The sequence below is a fragment of the Paenibacillus nitricinens genome (assembly GCF_052056485.1).
GTDB lineage: Bacteria > Bacillota > Bacilli > Paenibacillales > Paenibacillaceae > Paenibacillus_AQ > Paenibacillus_AQ nitricinens.
This window is the reverse complement of record NZ_CP183948.1, coordinates 6,329,634-6,356,151: the sequence shown is the minus strand read 5'-3', so window position 1 is coordinate 6,356,151 and position 26,518 is coordinate 6,329,634. Positions and strand designations below refer to the sequence as shown.

At 42.8% G+C, this 26,518-nt stretch carries 18 protein-coding genes; all 18 read left to right on the top strand.

The window, feature by feature from the left end:
• Nucleotides 1-70 precede the first annotated feature (70 nt).
• The 18 genes from spoIIID (at nucleotide 71) to ACN6KS_RS28260 (ending at nucleotide 26,290) form a co-directional block, all read left to right on the top strand.
• A complete protein-coding gene (gene spoIIID, locus ACN6KS_RS28345; RefSeq protein WP_019915029.1) occupies nucleotides 71-358 on the top strand; it encodes a sporulation transcriptional regulator SpoIIID in 288 nt (95 codons plus the stop codon).
• A 128-nt stretch (nucleotides 359-486) separates the two neighbouring features.
• The gene (locus ACN6KS_RS28340) at nucleotides 487-1,485 is read left to right on the top strand and encodes a rod shape-determining protein (RefSeq protein ID WP_094871147.1); all 999 of its coding nucleotides are present in this window, start codon (nucleotides 487-489) and stop codon (nucleotides 1,483-1,485) included.
• A gap of 47 nt (nucleotides 1,486-1,532) precedes the next feature.
• Nucleotides 1,533-2,411 carry a flagellar hook-basal body protein gene (locus ACN6KS_RS28335; protein ID WP_440960955.1) on the top strand — a complete coding sequence of 293 codons (879 nt, stop codon included), beginning with the start codon at nucleotides 1,533-1,535 and terminating at the stop codon, nucleotides 2,409-2,411.
• Nucleotides 2,412-2,463: 52 nt separating this feature from the next.
• Nucleotides 2,464-3,285 (top strand): flagellar hook-basal body protein, encoded by an 822-nt coding sequence (locus ACN6KS_RS28330; RefSeq protein WP_094871151.1) that lies wholly within the window; start codon nucleotides 2,464-2,466, stop codon nucleotides 3,283-3,285.
• Between the two features lie 10 nt (nucleotides 3,286-3,295).
• Complete coding sequence (locus ACN6KS_RS28325) at nucleotides 3,296-3,532, top strand: DNA-directed RNA polymerase subunit beta (protein WP_094871153.1); 237 nt, start codon at nucleotides 3,296-3,298, stop codon at nucleotides 3,530-3,532.
• A 257-nt stretch (nucleotides 3,533-3,789) separates the two neighbouring features.
• Nucleotides 3,790-4,212, top strand: a complete 423-nt coding sequence (gene fabZ / locus ACN6KS_RS28320; RefSeq protein WP_042192447.1) for a 3-hydroxyacyl-ACP dehydratase FabZ — start codon at nucleotides 3,790-3,792, stop codon at nucleotides 4,210-4,212.
• Between the two features lie 46 nt (nucleotides 4,213-4,258).
• Nucleotides 4,259-5,980: a phospho-sugar mutase gene (locus ACN6KS_RS28315; protein WP_440960954.1), complete on the top strand. Its 1,722-nt coding sequence runs from the start codon at nucleotides 4,259-4,261 to the stop codon at nucleotides 5,978-5,980.
• 133 nt (nucleotides 5,981-6,113) lie between these two features.
• The gene (locus tag ACN6KS_RS28310) at nucleotides 6,114-8,150 is read left to right on the top strand and encodes a DUF5693 family protein (protein ID WP_440960953.1); all 2,037 of its coding nucleotides are present in this window, start codon (nucleotides 6,114-6,116) and stop codon (nucleotides 8,148-8,150) included.
• Entirely contained in the window at nucleotides 8,126-9,265 is a 1,140-nt protein-coding gene (gene csaB / locus ACN6KS_RS28305) for a polysaccharide pyruvyl transferase CsaB (protein ID WP_341136133.1), read from the top strand. Before ACN6KS_RS28310 ends, csaB begins: the two co-directional genes overlap by 25 nt.
• Nucleotides 9,266-9,271: 6 nt before the next feature.
• Complete coding sequence (locus ACN6KS_RS28300; RefSeq protein ID WP_440960952.1) at nucleotides 9,272-10,027, top strand: WecB/TagA/CpsF family glycosyltransferase; 756 nt, start codon at nucleotides 9,272-9,274, stop codon at nucleotides 10,025-10,027.
• 116 nt (nucleotides 10,028-10,143) lie between these two features.
• Nucleotides 10,144-11,271: a glycosyltransferase family 4 protein gene (locus tag ACN6KS_RS28295; protein ID WP_042131352.1), complete on the top strand. Its 1,128-nt coding sequence runs from the start codon at nucleotides 10,144-10,146 to the stop codon at nucleotides 11,269-11,271.
• 159 nt (nucleotides 11,272-11,430) lie between these two features.
• A complete protein-coding gene (locus tag ACN6KS_RS28290) occupies nucleotides 11,431-15,393 on the top strand; it encodes an S-layer homology domain-containing protein (protein WP_440960951.1) in 3,963 nt (1,320 codons plus the stop codon).
• 218 nt (nucleotides 15,394-15,611) lie between these two features.
• Nucleotides 15,612-15,953, top strand: a complete 342-nt coding sequence (locus ACN6KS_RS28285; RefSeq protein ID WP_440960950.1) for a hypothetical protein — start codon at nucleotides 15,612-15,614, stop codon at nucleotides 15,951-15,953.
• 731 nt (nucleotides 15,954-16,684) lie between these two features.
• Nucleotides 16,685-19,462, top strand: a complete 2,778-nt coding sequence (locus ACN6KS_RS28280; protein ID WP_440960949.1) for an Ig-like domain-containing protein — start codon at nucleotides 16,685-16,687, stop codon at nucleotides 19,460-19,462.
• Between the two features lie 87 nt (nucleotides 19,463-19,549).
• A complete protein-coding gene (locus tag ACN6KS_RS28275; protein WP_341135887.1) occupies nucleotides 19,550-20,086 on the top strand; it encodes a hypothetical protein in 537 nt (178 codons plus the stop codon).
• Between the two features lie 151 nt (nucleotides 20,087-20,237).
• The gene (locus ACN6KS_RS28270; RefSeq protein WP_341135886.1) at nucleotides 20,238-20,504 is read left to right on the top strand and encodes an alpha/beta-type small acid-soluble spore protein; all 267 of its coding nucleotides are present in this window, start codon (nucleotides 20,238-20,240) and stop codon (nucleotides 20,502-20,504) included.
• 341 nt (nucleotides 20,505-20,845) lie between these two features.
• Nucleotides 20,846-22,048: a methionine adenosyltransferase gene (metK, locus tag ACN6KS_RS28265; RefSeq protein WP_042192431.1), complete on the top strand. Its 1,203-nt coding sequence runs from the start codon at nucleotides 20,846-20,848 to the stop codon at nucleotides 22,046-22,048.
• Nucleotides 22,049-22,249: 201 nt separating this feature from the next.
• Nucleotides 22,250-26,290, top strand: a complete 4,041-nt coding sequence (locus ACN6KS_RS28260) for an Ig-like domain-containing protein (protein WP_440960948.1) — start codon at nucleotides 22,250-22,252, stop codon at nucleotides 26,288-26,290.
• Nucleotides 26,291-26,518 lie beyond the last annotated feature (228 nt).

Sequence of the window (26,518 nt, the reverse complement as noted above, 5' to 3'; positions counted from 1 at the left end):
TGAAAGCGCGAATATATAAGCCCGCCCCTCATATAATGTACCAAACTATCCACAGTTGGGAGGCGGGAGCGTGCACGATTACATCAAGGAACGTACGATCAAAATCGGACGCTGCATCGTGGAAACCAGGCATACGGTCCGGACCATAGCCAAGGAATTTGGCGTTTCAAAGAGCACGGTGCACAAAGACTTGACGGAGCGTCTGCCAGAGATCAACCCTGATCTGGCCGATCAGGTGAAGCACATTCTTGAATATCACAAATCCATCCGACATCTTCGGGGGGGAGAAGCCACAAAAATTAAATATAAAAAAACGACGGGGAAAAAACGTGAGGTTGCTGTAGCATCAAAGCCATGAGATTTTCGGAAATTTAAGGAAATATTAAGCTTTAAAACATTGTGTAGTTCCCCTAAAGTATGTTATTTTTAAATTTAGTACTAACTGCTGTTTTTCAATTAAAATAACACTTTGGGGGCTCTTTCATTATGTTTAGCAAGGATATCGGAATCGACCTCGGCACGGCCAATGTGCTCATACATGTTAAGGGAAGGGGAGTCGTTCTGGATGAACCTTCCGTGGTCACACTTGAAAGTGATACGAAGAGAGTCCTTGCGGTGGGAGAACAGGCACGTCGCATGGTTGGACGTACACCCGGAAATATAACAACGATCCGTCCTTTACGGGATGGTGTCATTGCAGATTTTGAAGTCACGGAAATGATGCTGAAGTATTTTATTGACCGTGTTGGCGGTCGTACCTGGTATTCACGGCCTCGCATTCTGATATGCGCCCCTACAAATATTACATCTGTGGAACAAAAGTCCATTCGGGAAGCGGCAGAACGTAGCGGGGCTAAGGAAGTATTTATGGAAGAGGAGCCAAAGGCCGCTGCGATTGGAGCGGGAATGGACATTTATCAGCCAAGTGGAAACATGGTCGTCGATATCGGTGGCGGAACGACGGATGTAGCCGTACTTTCAATGGGCGACGTCGTTACCGCTTCTTCGATTAAAGTCGCTGGAGACAAGTTCGATGATGCCATTTTAAGATATATTAAACAAAAGTATAAATTGTTGATCGGTGAACGGACAGCAGAGGATATTAAGGTTACTATTGGTACGGTTCGACCTGGTTTGATGAAATCCGAAATGGACATTCGTGGCCGGGACATGGTAAGCGGACTTCCCCAGACGCTCACTATTACGGCGGGAGAGGTAAAGGAAGCATTATGGGATCCGGTTTCATCCATTGTGGCTGCAGCTAAATCGGTACTGGAGCGTACACCACCAGAATTGTCTGCGGACATCATTGACCGGGGTGTGGTTCTCACTGGTGGAGGTGCTTTGCTTAACGGATTGGACGAGCTACTCTCAGAAGAATTACATGTACCTGTCTGGGTAGCGGAAGACCCTATGCACTGTGTGGTAAAAGGAACAGGAATTATGCTGGACAATTTGGACAAGGTCGTAAAGAAAAAGTTCTAAGCAGCCGATATAAATGGTAGCATTAGATTCGGAAGGAGACTACCTTCATGATAAGAGGATTATATACGGCCGCCGCAGGTATGGTTGCGCAGCAACGTAGACACGATACGGCAACACAGAACATCGCTAACTTAAATACAACGGGATATAAGCAGGTTGATAGTGTTAATCATGCTTTTCCGGATGTCTTGATCTCAGCTATGAGTAATGGCACCATTACACCGGTTGGGCGCCTTAATACAGGGGTTTTTGCAGAACAGTCGATTTCCCAATATTTACAGGGTGATTTAAGGGAGAGCGGCAAATCTATGGATTTTGCTTTATCTACGGATTTGCAAGTCGCCGACCCTGTGACGGGTCAGAATATAGCTTTTGATGGTTCAGGGAAATATGTAAGTCCTGAGGGTGAGGTTATTTACCGTCCGCAGGCTTTCTTTACTGTGCAGGATACTGATGGCAATAACCTATTTACCCGAAATGGAAGCTTCTCAGTAAATGCAGCTACGGGAGAAGTGTTGAGCAGTGGAGGCTTCAAGGTTCTTGATTCCACTGGCAAACCTCTCGTCTTGACAGGAAATCAGGACACCCTTAAAGTGGACGGGCAGGGCAATGTATTAAATCCAGAAACAGGACTTCCGACAGGGACCAAAATTGGTGTGAGTGTAGTTACAAAGCCGCAGGAGCTTGTGCGTGATGGTAAGGGTGTGTTTCATGCTGATGATATAGCGGCAGCGGACATTCGTTACTCCAATGCAACTGATAACTTACAGGTGCGTCAAGGATATTTAGAGGGCTCCAATGTTGACCCTACTCAGGTAACTGTAGATTTGAATGCCGCATATAGGGCTTATGAAGCGAACCAAAAGATCGTTCAATACTATGATAGCAGCTTGCAGAAGGCTGTAACTGAAATTGGCAGGGTATAGGCACTGCTTATGAAATGAGCTTTACAGGTAAAGCTTATAGGAGGTTTGATCTATGAATAACTCAACGATTAGTGCAGCAGTCTCCATGTCCAGCCTTCAGCAGCGGCTTGATATTATAGCGGATAACCTAGCCAATATGGATACAAATGGTTATAAGAGCAAGAAGGGCTCCTTTGAGGATGTGCTTACTCGTGTGCAGCAGCAATCGGATGACTATGATCAGCCGGGTCGCGCTACACCCTTAGGCTTTAATATTGGATTTGGGACATATGTGCCTTCGATTACGACTAATTGGGAAGAAGGCCCTCTTAAAGAAACGGGTAATCCAACCGATTTGGCACTTCAGGGTAATGGGCTGTTTGGCGTTCAGGTCAATGGAACTACAGCTTATACAAGACAAGGTGACTTTCACTTTACGCCTGACACTACCGATGCAACGAAGATGGTTCTTGTAGATAATACGGGGAATCCGGTACTGAATACAACAGGTAATCCTTTAACGGTCCCTGTGGGCGTGAATGCAGCTATTGATGAATCCGGTCGTGTATTAACGAAACAGTCAGAGAATGGACCTGTTCGGGTAGCAGGTACTATAATGATTGTAGAACCTAAGACACAGAATGCTTTAAAGGCAGTGGACGGGAATTTCTATATGCTTGCCGATGGAGTTACAGCACAGCAGGCTTTTGTACAAAGAGCGGCGGGTGAGGCGTCTGGAATTGGAGTACGCTCAGGGTGGCTGGAGCAGTCAAATGTCGATATGACCACAGAAATGACAGAAATGATGCAGATTCAACGTACGTATCAACTCGCAGCTCGGGCGCTTTCTTCCAGTGATCAGATGCTAGGTCTGGCCAATAACATGCGCGGGTAGAGGTGAAGGAATGGAACGTCAGAAAAAGGTGAAGTCGGAAGACAAACCAGAAGACAAGAAAGAGCCGAAGCGGCGAGGATTATCAAAATGGACACTTATCCAGTGGATTCTTATTCCTTTGCTTCTCGTAGTTGCACTTGGAGGCGGGCTGGTCGTCGGTTACGTTGTCCTTGGCAAAAAAGAGTTTAGCGATGTTCTACAATGGAGCACATGGAGACATGTCTATGATTTGGTTTTTGCTCCATAATTTAAAAGGATAACGACTCCCTTCTTGCTTAAGGGAGTTTTCTTTTTTATACGGATAAATGTATAATGGTGGGGGGCCGCGGGCAGCAAAAAGGGCCCTCTCCGCCATGCTATCGCATCTGGTGGAGAAAGCCCCTTATCTCAACCTCCACTTCTGCAGGTGGTGAAGGATAATATAGTTTTTACCGAAGCTGCCTAAATTTATGCATTTCGGCGAAGAATAATATGAAGTAACATCCGAAAGGAGTTTTATTTATAATGCTGGATATCAATCAAATTCAAGAAATCATCCCCCATCGGCCTCCATTTCTGCTGGTGGACAAAATCACTGAGATCGAAATGGGTAAACGAGCAGTCGGCATTAAAAATGTAACGATCAACGAGCCTTTCTTCGCAGGTCATTTTCCGGGTTATCCGGTAATGCCGGGCGTACTGATTACAGAAGCTCTTGCACAAGTGGGTGCAGTTGCTATTCTGGGGGTGGAAGCGAATCGCGGTCGGATTGGCTTTTTAGCCGGGCTTGATGGATTCCGTTTCCGTGGTCAAGTCGTACCGGGAGACACCCTCACTCTTGAAGTAGAGATTACTCGCCTTAAGGGCAGTATTGGAAAAGGACAAGCTACTGCGTCGGTTGAGGGGAAAGTTGTTGCCTCTGGGGAAATTATGTTTGCTCTGAGCTAATATTACTTTGAATTATTTATTATACATGGAGAAGGAGAGATTCTAAATGACTCAATTAAGCCCGAAAGCGGCAGAAACCTTATCACGCTGGCTGGAGAACGCCTCCGTTGATGAATCTACGAAGGCGGAGCTGCGCGCGCTGGAGAACGAGCCACAGGAGCTAGAGGAACGATTTTATAGAGATCTAGAATTCGGTACAGGTGGTCTACGTGGTGTAATTGGTGCGGGTAGTAATCGTATCAACCGTTATACGGTAGGTAGAGCTACGCAAGGTTTCGCTAAATATATTCTGGAGACGCATACTGGAGAGGGAAGACCTTCTGTTGTTATCGCTCATGACTCCCGTCGTTTCTCGCCTGAATTCACACTTGAGGCTGCTCTTGTATTGGCTGCTAATGGCATTGAGGCTCATTTATTCACTTCTCTGCGCTCAACACCACAATTATCGTTCAGCGTGCGGCATTTGAAGGCAACGGGCGGTATTGTCATTACTGCAAGTCATAATCCGCCTGAATATAACGGGTATAAGGTTTATAATTCTGAAGGTGGACAGCTTGTCCCTGACGAAGCCGAAAAGGTCATTTCTTACATATTAGGGGTTGACACTTTTGATGGTGTGAAACGGATTTCCCAAGAAGAAGCAGAGCGTCAAGGCCTGCTGCACTGGCTGGGTGAGAAGGATGACGAAGCGTTTACCGATACGGTCGCTGCGGTTAGTCTTGCAAGTGAAGAGATCGCCTCTACGCTTGGAAAAGACTTCAAAATCGTATACACCCCGCTACATGGTACTGGTAACCTGCCAGTCCGCCAAGTGCTTGAGAAAATTGGTTTCACACAGGTGCATGTTGTGCCTGAGCAAGAACAACCAGATTCCGAATTTTCCACTGTGAAATCACCGAACCCGGAAGAACGCGAAGCCTTTACACTGGCTATGAAGCTGGGCGAAGAGTTGAATGCAGACCTCTTAATTGGCACAGATCCCGATGCAGACCGTATGGGGGCAGTGGTTCGTGACAATGAAGGTAAATTTGTTGTTTTGTCGGGCAACCAATCTGGAGCTTTGATGATTCATTATTATTTGAGCCGTTTACAGGAACAAGGTAAGTTGCCTAGCAATGGTGCAGTTGTGAAGACTATCGTGACGAGCGAGATGGGGGCTGCTGTAGCCTCTCATTATGGTGCAACTGTATTTAATACGCTAACAGGCTTCAAATATATTGGTGAAAAAATGACTCAATTCGAACAATCCGGAGATTACACATATCTTTTCGGTTATGAAGAAAGCTATGGTTATCTTGCAGGTAACTATGCCCGTGATAAGGACGCCGTTCTTGCGGCTATGTTGATCGCTGAAGCAGGTGCTTATTACAAAGCTCAAGGCAAAACATTATATGACGTCCTTCAGGAATTGTATGAGCAGTTCGGATACTTCTTGGAAAGCCTGGAGTCTCGTACATTGAAAGGTAAGGATGGCGTTGCGCAAATTCAAGGCATCATGAATGATTGGCGTACAAATGCACCACAAGAAATTGCGGGATCTGCCATTACAGAGGTGCTGGATTATTCGCTAGGCTTGAATGGTCTGCCGAAGGAAAATGTTCTAAAGTATTTGCTGGCTGACGGTTCGTGGTTCTGCCTGCGTCCTTCAGGTACCGAGCCAAAGATTAAAGTTTATTTTGCGGTTGTGGGTGAATCCTTGCAGAATGCTAAAGACAAGGTAGCTACACTATCCAAGCTGGTTATGGCCCGCGTTGACGGGGAACAATAAAATAAGAATATAGATCGCATTCTATATTTTGAAATTATATTTTTAACGTAGAAACGGGTACCGTCTCTAAAGGATGACGATCCGTTTCTACTTTTGTAAAAAGAGTTTTGAAGTGAAAGAGGAGGTACTTTTGGTGCAGCAAAAATGGCAACGTTGGAATATTTCTTCCCGGAAGTGGCTGTGGATCATAGTTGTGGTTGGCGTTTTAGCTGCCTTGCCAGTTGTCTATGACCGTCTGCAGACGGAGAAGTCTTCCAAGACAGTGGAATTTGTATTTGATTACCGGGATTTAGTTGAAGTAGCAAGCTATCGTGCAAATCCGCAGGATTATATTTCCGAACAGTTAGATCGTCTAAAAGATGCTGGTGTTCAGAGTATGGCGATTTACGAAAGCACGCTGGAAGATTATCGTAAGGCACGTCGTCTCATGATGTGGGGAGCGGCTGATATCGCTAATCTTACGGATACAATTATTCCGGTGAATGAGAACTATACTTATATTCTTTTTACTAATCCTGATTACTACCAGGCCCTGGCGCCTGTCATTAAAGAGGCATTCGGTAATCTTGGGATTACTTCGAAGGAATGGAGTTTCCGCGGACAACAAGGTCTTATTATTGAGACTCCAATAGAAGATGCTACACTGAAGCCACTTCAGCCAGATCCATTTACACTGGAGATGTTGCATGACAAAGGATTTACCATTGTGCCGCGTCTGGTGGATTCTCTGACTTATAATAAAGCGACCGTTAAGAAGCTGTTAGATCGTTATGAAGAATTGGGTGTGAAGCGAATCCTATTCGAGGGAGAGTCCGTTAAAGGGTTTAATGATGATGCCGATACGGCTAGTATCACTGACTTTGCAAATCTCCTTAAAGAACGTGGAATCGGGATTGCAGCGATTGAGAATATTAAGAAGCAGCAGAAGGGCTTTAACAAGCTTGCTTATTTGCTGGACTATAACGTAACACGGTTGTATTCCCTTAGCGAAGGGGACTCTGCCTTAGATCCAAAAGTGATCTCAGATCGTTTCGCTTTGGCAACAAAAGATCGCAATATTCGCATGATTTATTTAAATACAATTCCTTCACGGAATACAGCAAAGGCACAGATTACAGATACGCTAGACAACCTTGTCACCAGTCTGAGTGAACCTGGAGGCGCCGTTGAACAGATCAAAGATAATGGCTTTAAACTAGGACAAGCTACGGCATTTGAGGTTGTAGATTCGTCTTATCAACGTTACTTCAAGCTAGTTGCGGTAGTTGGTGCAGTCTCTTTAGTAGCGCTGCTGATTTCTTACTTTATTCCATGGCTTACGATTCCTGCATGGGTACTTGGATTACTGGGAAGTGCAGGACTGCTGGTCTTGAAACCAGAAATGTTTGAGCAGGGGCTGGCACTAGCAGCAGCGATAAGTGCGCCGACTCTTGCTGTTGTACTGGCCATTCGTAAGGTCAATGAAATGGGGCCTCCTCTACGGAGCAATAACCTTACCTATAAGGCTATGAGCCCGCAACGTCGGTTCACACATAGTCTGGTGCTTTATCTGAAGACTTCATTAATTTCTTTGAGCGCCGTGCCATTTGTGATCGCACTGCTCAACAACATAACTTATAGTCTAGTGCTGGACCAGTTCCGTGGTGTTAGTCTGCTTCATATGGCACCTATCGGCCTTGTGGCACTATATGTACTTTTGTATCGTGGGGAATTTGTGTTCAACAAGACGGGCAAGCTGCTGCGGACACCTATTACACTAGCTTGGGTTATTGCCGCTGCAGTTCTTGGAGTAGTGGGTATGTATTATTTGAGCCGAACCGGAAATGGGGGCAACGTAACACCTTTAGAGATGGCCTTCCGTACATTCCTTGAGAATACAGTCGGCGTCCGGCCACGTAATAAAGAATTTTTACTAGCTCATCCACTCTTAATTCTGGGTGCATTCTTAGCCTTTAGATACCGGAGTGCAGCGTTTATCATGATTATTGCCGTAATTGGTCAGCTCTCCATGGTGGATACCTTTGCACATATTCATTCACCAGTTCTGATCTCGCTAGTTCGTGGATTGTTAGGTCTTGGACTCGGACTGATCATTGGTGTAATTGCCGTAATCGTATGGCAGATTGTAGAAGGGTGTTGGAAACGATGGTCGCCACTCCTAAAAAGATAGTTATCTCTGGTTTCTATGGTTTTCGTAACAGTGGAGATGAGGCGGTATTGCAGTCTATTCTAATTGCACTGCAGAAACAGTCTCAAGCTTTGGGTATATCCATTGAGCCTATAGTACTATCCATTGATCCTGAGTGGACAACTGCGACCTATGGAGTCAAATCCGTGCACCGGATGAAGCTTGTTGAAGTCCGTCAAGCGATTTATGAGAGCGCGGGTCTGATTAGTGGCGGGGGTAGCTTGTTGCAGGATGTAACAGGTAGCAAGAGTATTCCGTACTATTTAGGGATTATCAAGCTTGCTCAATGGATGGGGAGACCCACCTTTATCTATGCTCAAGGCATTGGGCCAGTGAATCGCAAACTTTTTTACCCTTTTATCAAATCAGTGTTTCGTAAATGTACCTATATATCTGTGCGGGATGAACAATCCCGCGAGCTTCTTCTATCTATGGGACTAGAACAGAAGAACGTAGAAGTTGTTCCCGATCCGGTTATGGGCTTGTCTCTACCGGAGGAAGACCCTGCTGCTGCTGTACAATCTTCGGCATCAGCAGACTCGCTTCCGGTGATCGGGATATCAGTACGTTTTTGGGAGCAAGATCGCAGAGAACTGGATACTCTTGCGCAAGGCCTGATTAAGGCCAACCGTGAGATTCCATTGCATTTGCGATTCCTCCCTTTTCACACTCCTTCGGATAATGAGGCTTCACGTTATGTGATGGAGAAGCTGAAAGGAAGTATAACCGAGCAGGGTGGGCAGGTTAGTATTTGTGAGGATGCTATTCACCCGCAGCAAATGTTACGGGAAGTGGGACAATGTGATGTTTTAATCGGAATGCGACTTCATAGCTTGATTTATGCGGCTGGAAGACGTGTTCCGCTGATAGGTATTTCTTATGATCCGAAGATCGATCATTTTCTGAAGAGAATCCAGTGCCATCCTGTTGGAGCGACAAACACACTAGATGCTGAACATGTTGCTAACGAGATTGTCCATCTTTTGAACACCGCAAAGGAATGGAGAACCGAACGGGATGAGGTCATCACCAAGTTGATTCAAGCAGCAGAGGCACCAGCTCGGCAAATTGTAGAATATTTTCACCATAAAGGATGATCTAAAGTGAAAGCAGACAGCGCGGTACCTACAGTTCCTATTTTTGGGATTAGAGTCTCGAAAGTGGATATGGCAGCTACAGTTGCTTATTTGACGGAGGCTGTTCAGACCCGTATCCCGCATCAAGTGATTACGGCCAATCCAATTATGGTTATGGCTGCACTGGAAGATCCAGCTTATATGGGTATTATGAAATCGGCTGAATTGGTTGTCCCCGATGGGACAGGAGTTGTCTGGGCTTCTAATTATTGTAATGAACCGGTAACCGAACGGGTAGCAGGTTATGATCTGTTACATGAATTGATGCGACAGGGTGAAAGATATAGCTGGAAGGTATATCTTCTAGGTTCTACGCCTGAGGTGATTCGGGAAACCGCTGAAAGGTTACAATTGCAATATCCGGGTGTTATCATTGCAGGATATCATGACGGTTATTTTGGTTCGGATGCGGACGAAGAGGTTATCGCTGAAATTGTTAATACTAACCCTGACTTATTATTTGTGGCCAGAGGTGCAGATAGTCAGGAACCTTGGATTGCTAAATATAAGTCCAAACTTGGCGTTCCGATCATGATGGGGGTCGGCGGCAGCTTTGACGTGATCTCTGGGAAGAGCAAAAGAGCGCCAATAGCGTTCCAAAAAATGAGAATTGAATGGTTGTACCGTCTCCTAAAAGAACCTACACGGTACAAACGAATGCTTGCACTGCCGAAATTCGCATTAAAAGTGGTGCGTGAGAAAGATAAAGTAACAAAAGTCTAGCAAAATGCCGATATTCACCTAGAAAATGAGATAAATAGCCTAAATAAAGGATTGGAATTTGTTTTTGTAACAGCGTATAATTCAATGCGGTAGAGAAATGGGGGTCGACTGATCAAATGTTAATCATATACATCGCTGGATTTATCGTATGCATGGGACTCGCACTTGGCCTCACACCTTTGGTGAAGAAATTCGCCATCAAGATTGGTGCAACAGATGTGCCGAATGCTCGTAAAGTGCACACGAAAATTATGCCCCGCCTTGGCGGATTAGCTATTTTTCTAGCGTTTGTGTTAGGCCTGCTTGCCGTATTGCCGATTATTCCATACGAGTTCACTCCGCGGGAGGTCAACTTCATCAAAGCGCTGCTATGTGGTGGCGGACTGATTGTACTTATCGGGGCACTTGATGACCGATTCGAATTATCAGCAAAAGTGAAGCTACTGGGCCAAATTATCGCAGCCTGTATCGTTGTTTTCGGCTTTGGTATTACTGTAGATTTTGTGAATATTCCATTTAACAATACGTATTCCTCACTGGAGAGTTGGATTGCTATCCCGCTTACGATTTTCTGGATTGTCGGTGTTACCAATGCCGTTAATCTGATCGACGGGCTGGACGGGCTTGCGGCTGGTGTATCAGGAATTGCAATTGCTACGATTGCGGCAATGGCTTTTGTGATGGGAAACACCATGGTAGCAATGCTGTGTCTGTTGCTTCTGGGTAGCATCATCGGGTTCCTGTTCTTTAACTTCCATCCTGCTAAGATTTTCATGGGAGATACGGGTTCGCTGTTCTTAGGCTTTTGCTTGGCATTACTTGCTTTGTTAGGATTTAAACAGATCGCTGTAGTTTCGTTTATTACACCTTTGCTTATTATCGGTGTACCTTTGTCGGACACGTTCTTTGCGATCGTGCGCCGTAAGCTGCAGAAGAAACCAATCTTTGCACCAGATAAAGGTCACTTGCATCACTGTCTACGCGAGCTTGGCTTTAGCCACCGCCAGACTGTACTCATTATTTATGGTATTGCTGCATTTTTCGGTATTTTAGCTGTTATTCAATCATCCGCAGCTCTTTATGAAGCAAACTGGGTTACATTCGTGGTTATCTGCATCATGCTCTTCTTCTTGCAGATCGGTGCTGAAATCACAGGTTTGATTGGTAAGACTAAACGTCCACTGATTGATTTCTTTTTAAGAATGCGCATGAAGGCTGATCCGGAAAGAGGCTCTAAGTCTTAAGCGACTAAGCAATTATTCTAAAATTTTCTAAACTTAACAAAACTCATCCGATTTCGGATGAGTTTTTTGTTATTTTCCCTAAAAATATCGCTACTTATGACCGATAAAGAACAAAGTGAAGGTTTACGAGAACTTATACTCAAAGGAGAGATATAACACATGCAACGCTTTAAGAGACCGTTCGTTTGGCTGATGCTGGCGGCTTTGATCGTTTCTATGTTCCCAGGTAAATACACGCCGATAGCGGCAGCGGCTACCACGACATACTTCAGTCCGGATGATCTCACGCTGCGAAATACAATTGAGCTGAAACAGGAGATTGTTCCGGATAACGATCCGAATGCCAAATATAATATTTCAAGACAAACCGTTTATAAGACAAGCAATCCGAATTTTTCGATTACCGGTACGTATGCACAGGTGACAACTTCTACAATGAAGGTCACTGTACAGCAATTGACTCAAAGTGGTAGTAAATGGGTTACAGATGCTACCCATTCGACTACGGGCGCAGTAACCACTGATACAACAAATCCTACTAACCGTTTTATTGCTAGTGGGCTCACATTGTTTACAGGATACAATAAGATTACTTTTTCTGGGATGCAAGGTACTTTAGAGCGCTCAGAATCATTTTATGTTCTTTATGATAAGGTTCCTTATATCTCTTCTCTGCAAATACTTGGTGGCGGACCTTCTGCTATTAATCTGAACGAGGGAACTAAGGTTGTTGTTCCTAACCAGCAGATCACGCTACAAGGTAATGTTACCAATGCTACCAGAGTTGGGGTTTCCTTGAATGGAGGATCTTCACTACAAACCTCACTGCTTGAGGATGGTACATTCTTCACTCCAGCATTAACACTGAAATCAGGGGAGAATACCTTAGAAATCGTAGTACAGAACGCAGCAGATTCGATTACGATTAAGCGTTCGGTCTATTACTTTGATACTAATCGACCATTTACTGACTTACAGATTTATCATGGTGATGGAACAAACTTTAAAGCTCATAACATTCTGGGGAATGTTCCTACATTAACAGCTTCAGATACTACAGCAAATATCATAGGACAAGTACTTTTACCTTATAGTGCAAGTGATAAATCCTTCGAAGATGATCATACAGTCAAAATAAATGATCAGGTCGTTACAGTTAAAGTATTAAAATCATACACGGTTTCTACTGATGGTGTTTATACGCCAGATACTAGTGCTGGTCAAAAAGAAATTGTAATTCCTGGTCCAGATGGTGTAACGCCTCAATATCGATTGGTTTCATTCGAGACCACAACGCCGTTTAACCTTACTACCGGTTCTGGCAATGTGGTATTGTCCATTAAATATGGATCTTACGAAACTTCAACCAAGGAAAGTTATAAATATTTGAAAGATGAGACTGTGATTACAGATATGTTTTATCTTTCAGGATATACAGAAAATCCTTCGGGAAAAGTAGAGATTTCATCAGTATCCAAACTGGCGTTAAATGGTTCTCAGGTTGAAAAGCCGGATTTCTTCATTCTGGTGAAAACTAATGTTGCTCCAAAAGCAGGAGCGATATTGCAGGGCTCTTATCTGCCTTTGGGCGCTTCGCTAGTCTTGACTGAGCAGCCTAACGTCAATGGATTAAATGCAAATGAAAAGGTATATAAAGTTGAGGGCTTCTCTAATGGCCAGCAAAAAGTAAAATTCCAATTTTCGGGGTCCCAATCTTTTTATAATGCTGATATCGCCTATGTTTCTAAGAATTATATCTATGTAGCTAATTTGAATGATGGACAGACTTATACCTTTAATTCTGCTACTAGCTCTAATAGTATGACTATTTCTGGTGAATATATTGGATTTGAAAGCATCGGTAATCCTCAATTTTTTATTAATGGTATATCGAATGATAAAATAAAAACAGATGCACATCAAAATGGATATGAGTTTAATGTAACGCTGACGAATCCAAAGTTTTCCTTTAATTTACCTATTTCCTCCTCTGGTCCACTAGTTTATGGTGAGAACAAGATTGTGTTTGTTGGAACCTCGATGGACAAAGCGGGAAATAAGAGAGAGATTCGTAAAGAGCTACGGATTTATATCATCGATACGAATGTCTCTAATTTGTCACAGTTCCATCCGGCTGTATCTAAGGGACGAGTCGATTTTACTCATGATTTAGTGAAGGATTATACTGATAAAGAGCTTAATGACATTTTAGGCTTAACTTCTGAGTTCATTTATAAGGATGAAAAATTTGTTACTAGCCAAACTAAATATGATTTGGTGCTAAGAGGCGGGGCGGCTACTAAGCTTAACCTGTACCAGGGATCAGACTTGTTTCTTTCTTTTGGTAGTGAAGTTTTGACCGGAAATGCTGCTGGACACAGAAAGCTAAATGAATTCACCTATAATAATCAAAAATATTATTATGATTTCTCCGGTAACAGCACGGAATTTATGCTTCGTATTCGTGATATCCCAGCTGAAACCGCTGGAAGCATTGTATATAATCTCGAATTAATTAATGACACTGGTGCACGTACGAATCAGCGTCTGGAAGTTGTTCGTGAAGTTTCTCCGTATCGCATACTGTCCCCAGTGGCGACCGTAGGTGAACAGATCGTCGTTAACAAAAACTTCGTTCGTTTTGACATTGAGGCTGAAGGTGCTACAAAAGTCATTATTGATAAATATGAAGCCGAAAAGCGCACTGATCTGCCGAATCGTTTCACTCTGGATTATGTAGGTTTAAAAGCAGATAAAGCGACAACAATTAAAATTCAAATTGTTCGCGCTGATTCTACTCTCAGTGATACGATAAGCGTGTATTATGCGAGTGCCGTTCAAGTAGACACGCAGTATATGGCTGAGAAAGTTGCAACGAAGTATAGTGCGTTTAATAAGGGACTAGAACTGAGCTTCCCTAAAGGTACCCTTATGAAGGGCTATACAACCTCAGGTGCAGCTAAGTACTATCCAGATACAAAACTATTGTTCGGTATTGCTGATCCATTGGATGGTGTTGTTGAACGTAAAAATGATTATGGCAATACTATTAACGTCGATGCTGATGCACGGACTCCAGGTGGATTGAGTACGTTGTTGATCCCTTCAGATCTTGTATTACGTTTTAATTCAACAGTAGAAACTAATAACTTCTCACGTGTATCCGATATTTATTGGCTTAGTGGTGGACTTGGAGAGAAAGGTACGAAGGGCACTGCTCTTTATAAACCAGCCACTAATGGGATTGCTCCTTATTCTATAGAAGGTAATTTCACACAAATTGAAGCTGAACGCAAAATTGTACCATCCCAGCGAGGTGATCTTACACTAACCTTTAATCCAAATATTGTTGATGAAGTTGGATCCACAATCACAGTATTCCGTTATACAGATTCAGGGCAATGGGAGAATATTGGCGGGGAAGTAGATACGAAGAAACACACAATTACTGTTCCATTTGATCAATTCGGATATTACACTGTCATGAAACTTCGTCGTGGATATACGGATATTACTAATCATCCATGGGCAAGAAATATATTGAATGGTCTTTACTCTAAAGGCATTATGAAAAATTTGCGTTTTGACCAATTTGGTGCTGATAATACAACAACACGTGGAGAATTCGCTACATTGTTAGTGAAGGGCTTGAGTCTTCCATTGAATTATAATAACAATCAGCAGACGTTCTTCGATATTGTTCCTGAGGCAGTGTCTACCACTTGGGACTTCAAACATATTGAGACTGCAGCAAGAGCTGGTATTGTTACAGGATTAAGCGATGGTTTCTTTGGTCCGGATCAACCTGTTACGCGAGAACAAGCGGCTGTGATGATCGCTCGGGCACTTAAACTGAAAATGTCTACAAATGACAATAAATTGTTAACCAGTCTATCTAAATCTTTTGTAGACACCGGTAATATGGATTTTTACTCTCGACCAGCTATTGAAGCAGTGTCCAAGGCTAAGATCATGGAAGGTAGTGCAGTAACGATTACGGGCCAGAAGAAGCCAGTATATAATTTCAATCCAAAGGGGAAACTCACTCGTGCAGAGGCTGGTAAGATTGCTGTAGAGCTTCTCAAGAAGAGCACAAGTATTTTCCCGAAAACTTTTAATTAATGCGTTAGAATGGAAAAACGGCCAATTTCGCAAGAAACATCTGCGGATTGGTCGTTCTTCATTCCATTTAAATGGGTAATCTCAACCAATTTTACAGTTGTATAATCGTTAACTCAGAGAAAAGTGTAAACTTACCAAAGACATATATTTTGTATTCTTCTTAGATTTACGTTACAATAACGTAGAAAATATTATTTTCTGAAAGGTGAAAGCCAACCATGAAACCGATTTTAGCAAAAGCACAGTTGGATTACATGAAAGCCAAGAATATGTTTGAGAATAGAGCGAAAGTGTTAGAGAAGGAAATCGCGGCTAAACGGGCACTACAGGAAATTACACAAGAGGTCATGGAAGAGCTTGTGCAGGCTACAGGATTCCATGATTCATACAACGAGCTTGTTGTGGCTGAGAATGCCCTTATCGAATGGTCTCATACTACAATTAAGCATGAGAAGAGCTATCGCGAGAATCGCGCAGCTATTGATGCAATGTACGACAGTGTAAACTCAAGTCCTGAAAAGCGTCAGGAATTGATCCAGTTATCTATGAAGATTCGTTAGACCCTACTGTAATAGAAGCAAGCGCCGGCAACGGCGCTTTTTTGTTGCGTTCAGCATGATGCTATCTATAGAGCGAATCTCCGAATGGTGACGGTAAATAGGGGCCATCATTGAACCAGGAGGCGACCCAAGAACGAGCATGTTTGATCATACCTGTAAGCGAAGGTTTTTAGGTGGTTGTAGCTTTAAGAGCTGAAGCTCAGAAGGGGGAACCGCCATATAAAAAACCTACGGTGAATGTGAGAAATCAGGCCTTTCCGCTCCTTTATACTCAAATTTTGTAGGAATGTTTAAATAAATGGTACTAGTGTTAATGATACTTAGTAAATATTGCATAATGAAGTTAGAAAACGACTATGGTATACTATTTTCCGTGGCAACCCAAGATTAACAATAGTTAGTAGAACATACATATGTATCTTCTATTGGGATTGTACCGGAAAACAAAAAAAGAAAAGTTTTTTTTGAAAAACCGCAACTTTTCCAAATCTTCTGCGTTTAAGGTGTAGAGTCATTTACACAGGCAGTTGAAATTAACCGGTTGTAAAGCGAATTTAACAAAATGGAAAAATTAGCTTTACGTGACTTGAGGCACATTGTATAATACTTAGGTATAATTAGGAATCTAGTATTGTCATGTCCTGATCATTGTTTACCAGTTTCTGTGATACCCGTCACAGACATTATTTATACTTAATTTGCTCAACTCTGGAAAGGGGGTGCATCGGCTAATGAGTGACACGAGCTACTCAACTAAAGAAAAATCTCAGTTTATGAACGTCCAAGGAGGAGAAAAAAAGGTTATGAAGAAAATTTTATCCGTAGCATTATCTACAGCAATGGCATTCTCGATGTTTGCCTCTGTAGCGTTTGGTGACGCAGCAACAACTCCGCAACAAAAATTTGATGCTTTGGCAGCGAAAGGTATTCTCAACGGATACCCAGATGGTCAAGCTCACCTTGAAAAAGATCTTACTCGCGCTGAATTCGCGAAGATCGTTACTAAATTGTTCGATCTTACTGAAGTAACTAACAAATTGTCTTACAAAGACAAAGGTTACAATGCTAAGAACTGGGCAGTTCCTTACATCGAAGCTGTTACTGCAGCTAACTTGATGCAAGGTAAAGATACTGTTAAAGGTATCTTCGACTACAACGGTAAAGTAACTGTTGAAGAAGTAGCGGCTGTATTGTTCCGTGCTTTGAAACTGGAACAACCAACTACAACTGACAACACTGCATCTGCATGGGCTAAAGGTTATGCTCAAGCGGTAATCAATGCTGGTCTAATTGCTAAAGACACTAACTTCAAAGCTAACGCTAGCCGTTCTTTGGTAGTTGAAACAGCTTATGCAGTTGATCAAAAGACAACAGCTCCTACTGTAGCTTCTGCTGAAGCAGTAAGCCCAACTAAAGTAGTTGTTACTTTCTCTGACAAAACTACTACAACTGTTGAATTGACTACTGCTCTTGTAGCAGGCGTTGAAACTACAATCAACTTCAAACACAACGATCACGACTACACTACTAAAGTAACATTGGCAGCTCCTAAAGTTGTTTCCGTAGAAGCTCCAAACGCTAAGCAATTGGTTGTTAAATTCAACCGTGCTGTTGATGCTGATACTATTGCTGAAGACGGTAAATTGATCAAAGATGTAGTTCAAGTAACTGCATTGAGCGGCGCTCCTGCTGTAACTCCGGCTGGCGCTGAAGTATCTTTGAATGCTGATAGCACAGTGGCTACTATCACTGTTCCTAACCTTGAATACCTGAAGGGTCAATACACAGTTGTTGTTAACGACGCTGTTAAGACAACTGCAGGCGAAAAGGTTCCTGCTTTCACTACATTGTTGACTGTTGCTGATACAACTGCTCCTACAGTAGCAACTGTAAATGCTGTTGCAAAAACAACTACAAACAAAGTATATGTGAAATTCAGCGAGCCAGTTAAACCAGCTGGTATTATTGCTTATGTTAACGGCGTAGCTGCAACAGTACAAAGAGATACTTACGATACATTTGTATTGACTACTAATAACTTGAATAGTGGCACTACTTATGATGTATCTCTGACTAACGTTTCTGACTTTGCAGGTAACGTTGCTAACCCTAACCCAATCAAAACTTCTGTAACAGTTGTTTCCGATGTTGCTGCACCTGTAATTAAGAGTGTAACTCCAGTTGGAGATCGTTATGTTGAAGTTAAGTTCGATAAGAAAATCAACAAAGATTCCCTGGTTGGTAATGTTCGTTTGTTGGACGCTAACGGCGAAAGCAAAGGTGTATTCTCAGTAGTTAATACTTCTGATAGTGACACAATTAAATTGAGATCACCATTGGGTAGTCTTCCAGCAACTGGATCTTTCACAGGTTCCCTGGTGTTTGGTCAATCCGTACGTGATACTCTTGGTAACACTTTGAGTGCTGCTGCTACTCAAGCTATTACTTTCACTAAGGATACTGTTGCTCCTGGAATTACAAGTGCTACTTATTCTTCTAAAGGTCTTGTAATCAAGTTCAACGAAGAAGTTGTTCATGATAAAGCAAGTACTAAGGTAATTAGTGTTATTAATGATGCTACAGGTCAAGAAGTAACTAAACTTAATGTAAAAGACGGCGTTTTGTCTTCCGATAAGAAAGTGTTGACTTTCAGCACAACTGTTTTATCAGGAGCTAACTACACAGTGCGCTTGCCACAAGGTTTGGTAACTGACGATTCCTTCTCAAACAATGCTTTTGTAGCTACTACAATTGCTTTGACAGTAGGAGATACTTCTTCTGCTGACACTACAAGACCAGAAGTTGTTAGTATTGTTGCTAATGATAAAGACGCTGCTGGATCTGTAATTGCAGATGTTTATTATGATGTTACAGTTAAAGATGCTGGTGGACTGAATGTTAAATCACTTACAGATGTTAACAGCTACACTCTAGACAGCAAAGCACTTCCTGTTGGATCTTCTGTGACTGTTCATGGTGTTCCTTCTGGAGATGATGCAACAGCTCCTAAACAAGCTACCGCTAGAGTTTACATCCCTGGTAGCACTATTGAGAAAACACAAGAATATGTTTTCCAAGCTTTCGGTATTGCAGATAAAGCTGGTAACGGAATTCTCGTTGCTGAGAACAAATCTATTCTAACTGACCGCGTGAAACCAACTCTTGCTTCTGCAGCAGTTTCTAGTGGAGATAAAACAGTTCTTGTTGTTGGCTTCTCTGAAAATGTTAAAGACATCCGTAACGATGATCTTATCTTCAAAATTAATGATAATGAAGTAACTCCAGCAAGTGCTGTGCGTCCTGGTGCAGGTTCTGATGCTGGTAAATTCTACTTCACATTTAATAACATTGATGGAACTAGCGGTCTACAAGACCTTAACGCTAATAACATCAATACAATTACTGTTGAAGTGAGAAAAGACAGCAAAGCTCCAGTAGTATTTAATAATGCAATTAAAGATGAAGCTAATAATGGAGTTGTAACTGGTACTGTTGTAAACGCTAAGTAATCTCCGATTACCGATGCAAAGAATAGCCTCTTCGGAGGCTATTCTTTTTTTATAGGCATTTATCCCCACTCATGAGGAGGAACTTCATTGAAATCGGTATGGAAAATAACAACAGCTGCTGTATTGCTGGCTGGTGGTCTATGGGCAGGATCACTGTTGAATGTTACTGCTGAAGGTGCAGGTGTTGGTTCACAGCCTGGCACAGCAGATGATCCAGTGGTTACCAAAAGCTATGTAGATCAGCAAATTCAGAAAGCACTTACAGGTGGTACAGGTACAGCTCCAGTAGCTACAGCTACTCCGAGTCCTAGCTCAGCTCCAACAGCTACAACAAACCCGACTACTAGCAGTAATGAATCCGTAATTGTCGATGTAAAACCAGGACAAACCTTAATTGCTTCCGCAGGCGCTGAATTTATCGTTCGTGCGGGTAAAGCGGTTATCTACTCTCAGGATGCAAATGGTGTTGCTGATTTAACAGATGGTAAAGATCTTGCCAATGGAGTAGCTGCGCCATCTAACCATTTATTATCCTTCCCTCGCGATGGTCGTGGTATTACTGTCCAAGCAGGACAAACCCTTGGCCTTGTTGTCATGGTTCGCGGTGGTTATACACTGAAATAATTTGTAATCATATATTCATAATGCCCTTAAAAGTACTTGATCATACCTTCAAACTGATTTCCAAAGTTACAAATCATTGGCGCGATTGAAGAGTAGATGTTGGACGCACAATATTCCTGTAATCTTACAAATTCACAGGAGGTGCTGTAACATGGCACGTAACAATCGTACAGTGGTACCGGAAAGTCGGGCAATGCTAAAGCAAATGCAATATGAAATTGCAGCTGAATTTGGTTTATATGGAGCGCATTATGGAGGCGGAGCAGACACAGAGTTTGCATCTGAATTAGGAGCAATCGGAGGTAATGGTTCTGGCCGTAGCCAGTATCTTGGACATCTTAGCTCAAGAGATAATGGCTCTGTTGGCGGAGAAATCACGAAGAGACTCATTAAGCAAGCTGAACAGTCTCTTCTTTAAAAATATCAGGGTGAAATAATTCTTATTATTCCTATCTGATATTTCTATTTAATACCGTGGAATCAATATTTATACTGTGATGGAGGGGCTTCGGAGTAATTGACACCACCTCCCAAATAAGATAATATGACTTTTGAGGAAAGCCTTAGACCTTTTCCATATGGGAAAGGTTCATTTTTTTGAAGAGTTTAGTGAATATAAACATGAAATACTGCAATCATCCTTCATAAAAAGAACAGGCTCCTGAGTTTCTTAGTTTTATAGTTTTTTATAATTTGGCCTGTGATTATTAAGGAACTCCTTATACAGTGTCAGACTAACCATAAGGGAGGTTGTTATACTTGTCTATTAAAGGGCGTCATTTGTTTACTTCCGAGTCCGTGACGGAAGGGCATCCGGATAAAATCTGTGACCAGATTTCCGATGCGGTACTCGATGCATTTTTAGCTAATGATCCAAATGCACGTGTAGCCTGCGAAGTAGCAGTAGCAACTGGTCTTGTTTTGGTGATCGGGGAAATCAGTACCAAATCTGAGTATGTAGATATTCCTGCCATCGTACGCAATACCATTAAAGAAATTGGATATACACGTGCAAAATATGGTTTTGATTATAATACCTGTGCAGTTTTGAGCTCGCTGAATGAACAGTCGGCTGATATTGCTCAAGGTGTAAACTCTGCTCTCGAGCACCGTGATCCAGCACAATTGGCTGAAGAAACAGCAAATATTGGTGCGGGTGATCAAGGCTTAATGTTCGGTTTTGCTACGAATGAAACACCAGAACTGATGCCGTTGCCGATCGCTTTATCTCACCGTATTGCTCGCCGCTTATCTGAAGTTCGTAAGAACGGAACCTTGGAATATTTGCGTCCTGACGGGAAGACACAAGTTACGATCGAATATCAAGATGAGAAGCCTGTACGCGTGGATGCTATCGTAGTATCTACACAGCATGCGGAAGAAATTTCTCTTGAACAAATTCAGGCAGATATTAAAGAGCATGTAATTATGCCGGTTGTTCCTGCGGAACTACTCGATGCTGAAACTAAGTATTTTATTAACCCAACTGGACGTTTTGTTATTGGTGGTCCTCAAGGGGATGCCGGTCTGACTGGACGGAAGATTATCGTTGATACGTATGGCGGATATGCCCGTCATGGCGGTGGCGCATTCTCTGGTAAGGATCCAACTAAAGTGGACCGCTCTGCGGCTTATGCAGCTCGTTATGTGGCGAAGAATCTTGTAGCTGCAGGTCTAGCTGACAAATGTGAGATCCAGCTTGCTTATGCCATTGGTGTGGCTACTCCTGTCTCGATTAATGTGGATACATACGGAACAGGTAAAATCAGTGAGGAAAAGATGGTTCAACTGATCAGCAACAACTTTGATCTTCGTCCTGCAGGTATTATCTCTATGCTTGATTTACGTAAACCGATCTATAGACAGACTGCAGCATACGGCCATTTTGGACGGACTGATGTTGATCTTCCTTGGGAACGCGTAGATAAAGCGGAATTACTCAGAGGTCAAGCAGGATTGTAGTTAATTATATGTTCTTATAATTCGTTAAGCCCGCAAGTTGGCACTTAGTGTCAGCTCTGCGGGCTATTTTTATGTAATGGACAGAATTAGGATTGATTCTAATCATAGAGAAGTAGACTACTAAACTTTGTAAGCCCTTTAACCGAAATATAAGAATATACATAAAGACGTTAGTATGGTTTGAGAGGAGTCTATCACGGCATGAAAAGAAAAATTTCAATATGGACGGCAATTTTTCTAGCAGGAGAACTGGTACTTGGAGCAGGGTATCCTTCTATCGGAATTGGAATATCGGCAGTACATGCTGCAGCGGAATTTGGCATTAGTGTGTCACCAGCACCTGGAGCAACCTATGTAAATATCGGATCATCTCTTAAATTAAGCTTTGATCGTCAAGTAAACCCACAGGCTGGAGAAATTACCATCACGGGTCAGGGTGATAGTACACCTTTTGTGACGATTCCTATTGGTAGCTATGGTTTAATTGGTAGTTCAAAAGATTACGAGCTTAAGCTAGGGCCAAACCAACAATTCACTCCGAATAAGGCATACACGGTCACAATTCCCAAAGGATTGTTCAAAGATAACGAGGGTAATGAATCAGGACTTACTTCATGGGCATTTACCACCGCTCCTGAGAGTAATACGGCGATCACGGCAGGCAACTTTTCACCGGCTAGTAATGCAAGAGTAGATGCCGGGAGTTTAAAGGAGCTTAGTCTGACACTAAATAAGCAGCTGTTAAAAGGTGGGGGCTCTATCCGAATCCTGTCCTCAGCAGATAATACAACCGTGCAAGAGTTCAGAATAAAGGATGATAACACTAGAGTTAACGTTCTGACTGATGCTAACTCTACTACAGTTAAATTAACGTTGGAGAAAGCATTGGCAGCCGGAGGAAATTACTATGTTCTTATTGATGCCTATGCTTTTAAGGATGTTGATAATCGAACGTTTGCTGGGATTTCTAGCGGGAATGTATGGAGTTTCTCTACGAAAGGTGTAGCTGAAATTCCAATGACTCCATCACCAGCTAACGGTGCAGGCGGTATATCTACCACAGGAGCGCTACAGCTCACTTTTGACCGTCCTATGATGCCTGCATCGGGTGTAATTACGGTGTCCCCAGGGGCAGCTAACGATGCTAGAACAAGATGGCTCGATGTGAACTCCCCAGCCGTTACAGGAGGAAGCAGCAGAACCATAACATTGAATCCAGCGTCATCAGCCTCACCTCTGCTAAACGGCACGCAATATACAGTTACCATCCCCCAAGGTGCTTTTTATGATCAAGATGGAAATGTATTTCCTGCCTCGGGCCCGTACACTTGGACCTTCACAACGGTATCTTTGACTGGACTTGGTCTAAGTGCTTTGAATCCATCTGATCGAAGTGAATCTATTGCTAACAACAGATCCTTTTCGATTGCGTTTAATCGGGATGTGAATTACAACAGTGCAGTGGCCAATGGTGTGGCTCTATATAAAAGCGGAGGATCTCAGGTGCCGGTTAACATTACTCGGAGTACCACTACAGCTAAAGAATTTATAATCACACCTTCTGTAGCGTTAGATAGTGATTCAACTTATTACATTGATATCGCTAAAGGGGCTTTTGTAGACGCAAGTGATGCTAACGTTCTATATGACGGATTAAGTGGTAAAAATTCATGGAGCTTCAAGACCTTGTCTCTGGACAAAACTGCTCCACAGCTCACATCTGCACAGCTTGAGAACAACCGAACCATTCGTCTGAAATATAATGAGTCTCTCAATTCATCCATAGCGCTGTTAACCTCAAGCTTTGGAGTTACGGTGAACGACGAGAATCGAGCGATTGAAAGTGTTTATATTCAGGGAGACAGCGCTTATCTGGTGCTGAGTACAGGTGTAGCTGTTGGGCAGATTGTAAAGGTCAGCTATACTGGCGGACTGCGGACGATTCAGGATCCAAGCGGAAATGCAGCGAGCACTTTTAGCTCTAAACAGATCACGAACTCCATTGAGTCCTCCATGCCGACACCTAAAGACGGGCGAATCACGGGGAGATCTGTAGTATTAAATTTTAATGACACACTAAAGCCGGTTTCTTATTACGCTCATAACCAGTTCCTAGTGACAGCAGATGGAAGCTCACTTGGGGTCAACTCGATCAGTTCCAGTGGCAATACAGTATATTTAACATTGGGCAGTGAAGCATCGAATGGACAGAACGTTCGGGTGTCCTACTATGCAGGTTCGTATCCTTTGCTAAATTCTTATGGACAAAATATTGCGGACTTTACTGATTTCAATATCCGTAACAGTAATGATACGATTGCGCCAGTGTTTCAAAGTGCTACCGGAGGCGGGACTAAAATCATTTTGAATTATAATGAAGGCTTGTCTACAACCAATCTCCCACTGAATAGCCAATTCTCTGTTTTAGTGGGCAGCACGCCTAATTATGTAACTAATGTATCGGTCAGCGGCACTCAGGTTACTTTGACACTTCAGACAGCGCTGACGGTGAATCAGAATGTGACTATATCTTATGTGCCGGGCTCTGCAGGGGTGAGCGATTTGAATGGAAACCGAGCGGCGTATATTAACCTGCAGCCTGTATCCATCTCAGAAAACAGCGGCACTACTATACCGGAGATTAATTCAGCGACCGTTTCAGGTGACGAGTTAACCGTTACTTTTGCAAAGAATATGCAGGCATCCGGTTCCCTTTACGCGAATCAGTTTGGAGTTAGAGCAGATGGCAGCAGCTTGGGAGTGCAATCCTACTATATCTCAGGCAATATTCTAAAAATAACGTTATCCTCGGTTGTAAAGACCGGTCAAACAGTGGACCTGTCCTATATGTCTGGTACCGGTACGATTAAGGATTTGAGTGGGAATACACTATCCTCATTCTCAGCATTATCTGTTCAGAATCTAACCGGAGTGACCACTGGATCTGGAAATCGTCCATCCTATCTAGGAACACTTGTAACGAGTGAATTTGGAAAAGAGTATGCACTATTAAAGAGCGATTCCTCACAAATTGTGGATGATCGTTCTGTATATAATCAATCGGTAAAAAGATATACTTTAAACGCAGAGCGAATAGCTGCCAGTTATGAATATCTGTATAAGATGAATAATGATGTATTAGCTTTTGAGGTTCCTTCCACGGAACAAGCAGCTTTTGTGACGGTTCCGCTAAAACCATTGCTCGACGCGGTGAACCGTAATAAAAATACAAAGTTTATGATTCGACATGGAGATAACCTATTTAGTGTGGGACTCAATGATATTGATATGAACGGACTTGCGAGTAGCTTGATCTCGGACAGTAAAAATATTTCGCTCGTGTTCCGCTTGGATAAAGTTCCAGCAGGCACATTTACACCTTTTGAGCAAAAGCTACAAACGATGGGGATGCGAACCATTACTAGTCTTATGGATGTCCGGGTGACTGCGATAATTAGTGATAATTATGCGAATGCCAAGGCACTGACAGTACCAGGAGAATATACCGTACGTACTACTTCTTCATTAAATAGTGCGCAGACATCTGCGGCCAGGTTAGACCTTTCCTATTACGATGCGGCTTATCTGCCTACAAAAGTCAGTACGGTTGGTAATTATACGGTTATTCGTGCTCGTACCGCTGGTAATCAGATATTAGGGACTTTCTTATCCACCAGAGCCTTCACGGATATGGGTAAGCATTGGAGTAATGCAATTGTTGCTGAACTTAGCGCTAAGAATATTATTGATAGCAGCTACGGTAGTACGTTTAATCCGGAGAAAAAAATCACCCGAGCTGAGTTTGCTATAATGCTTAGTCGTGGTCTTGGTCTGCTAGGAGATCGTGAGACCGCGCAACGCTTCCGGGATGTGCAGCCTTCCACACAAACTGGAGACTATATTGGCGCAGCGGCTAAAGCCGGTATTATTACTGGGAATACGGATGGGACCTTCCGTCCGAATGATAATATAACACGTGAACAGATGGCGATTATGATGATTCGTGCGATGGAATATACCAATCATCCGATTACGCTAAGCGGCACTTCTGCCTCAACACTTGCAAAATTCAAGGATAAGTCGAAGATTCAGAATCAAAGCGCTGAGTTCGTCGCAAAGGCAGTGCAATCTGGCATTATTCTGGGCATGACAACAAGTGAATTCCAGCCCCAAGGAAATGCCACACGTGCTCAAGCTGCTGTGATGCTGCAGCGGATGTTGAAACAGGCAGATTACTTGTAAGCAACTCTCATAAACAACGAAACAATTGGTAAAGTCCGGTAAATATACCGGGCTTTTTTTGTCGTTTAATAATGACATTTTTGACTCTATAAAGCTTGAAATCTCTCAACTTCGCAACTTTTTGGCTTATTTTCAGTCTATTAAAAGAGTACTAGAAAAATAGGAACCAGTTTCCAGACACTGATACGGACTGATAGAGTACAAAAGAGATGGGAGAGTTACGTTGAA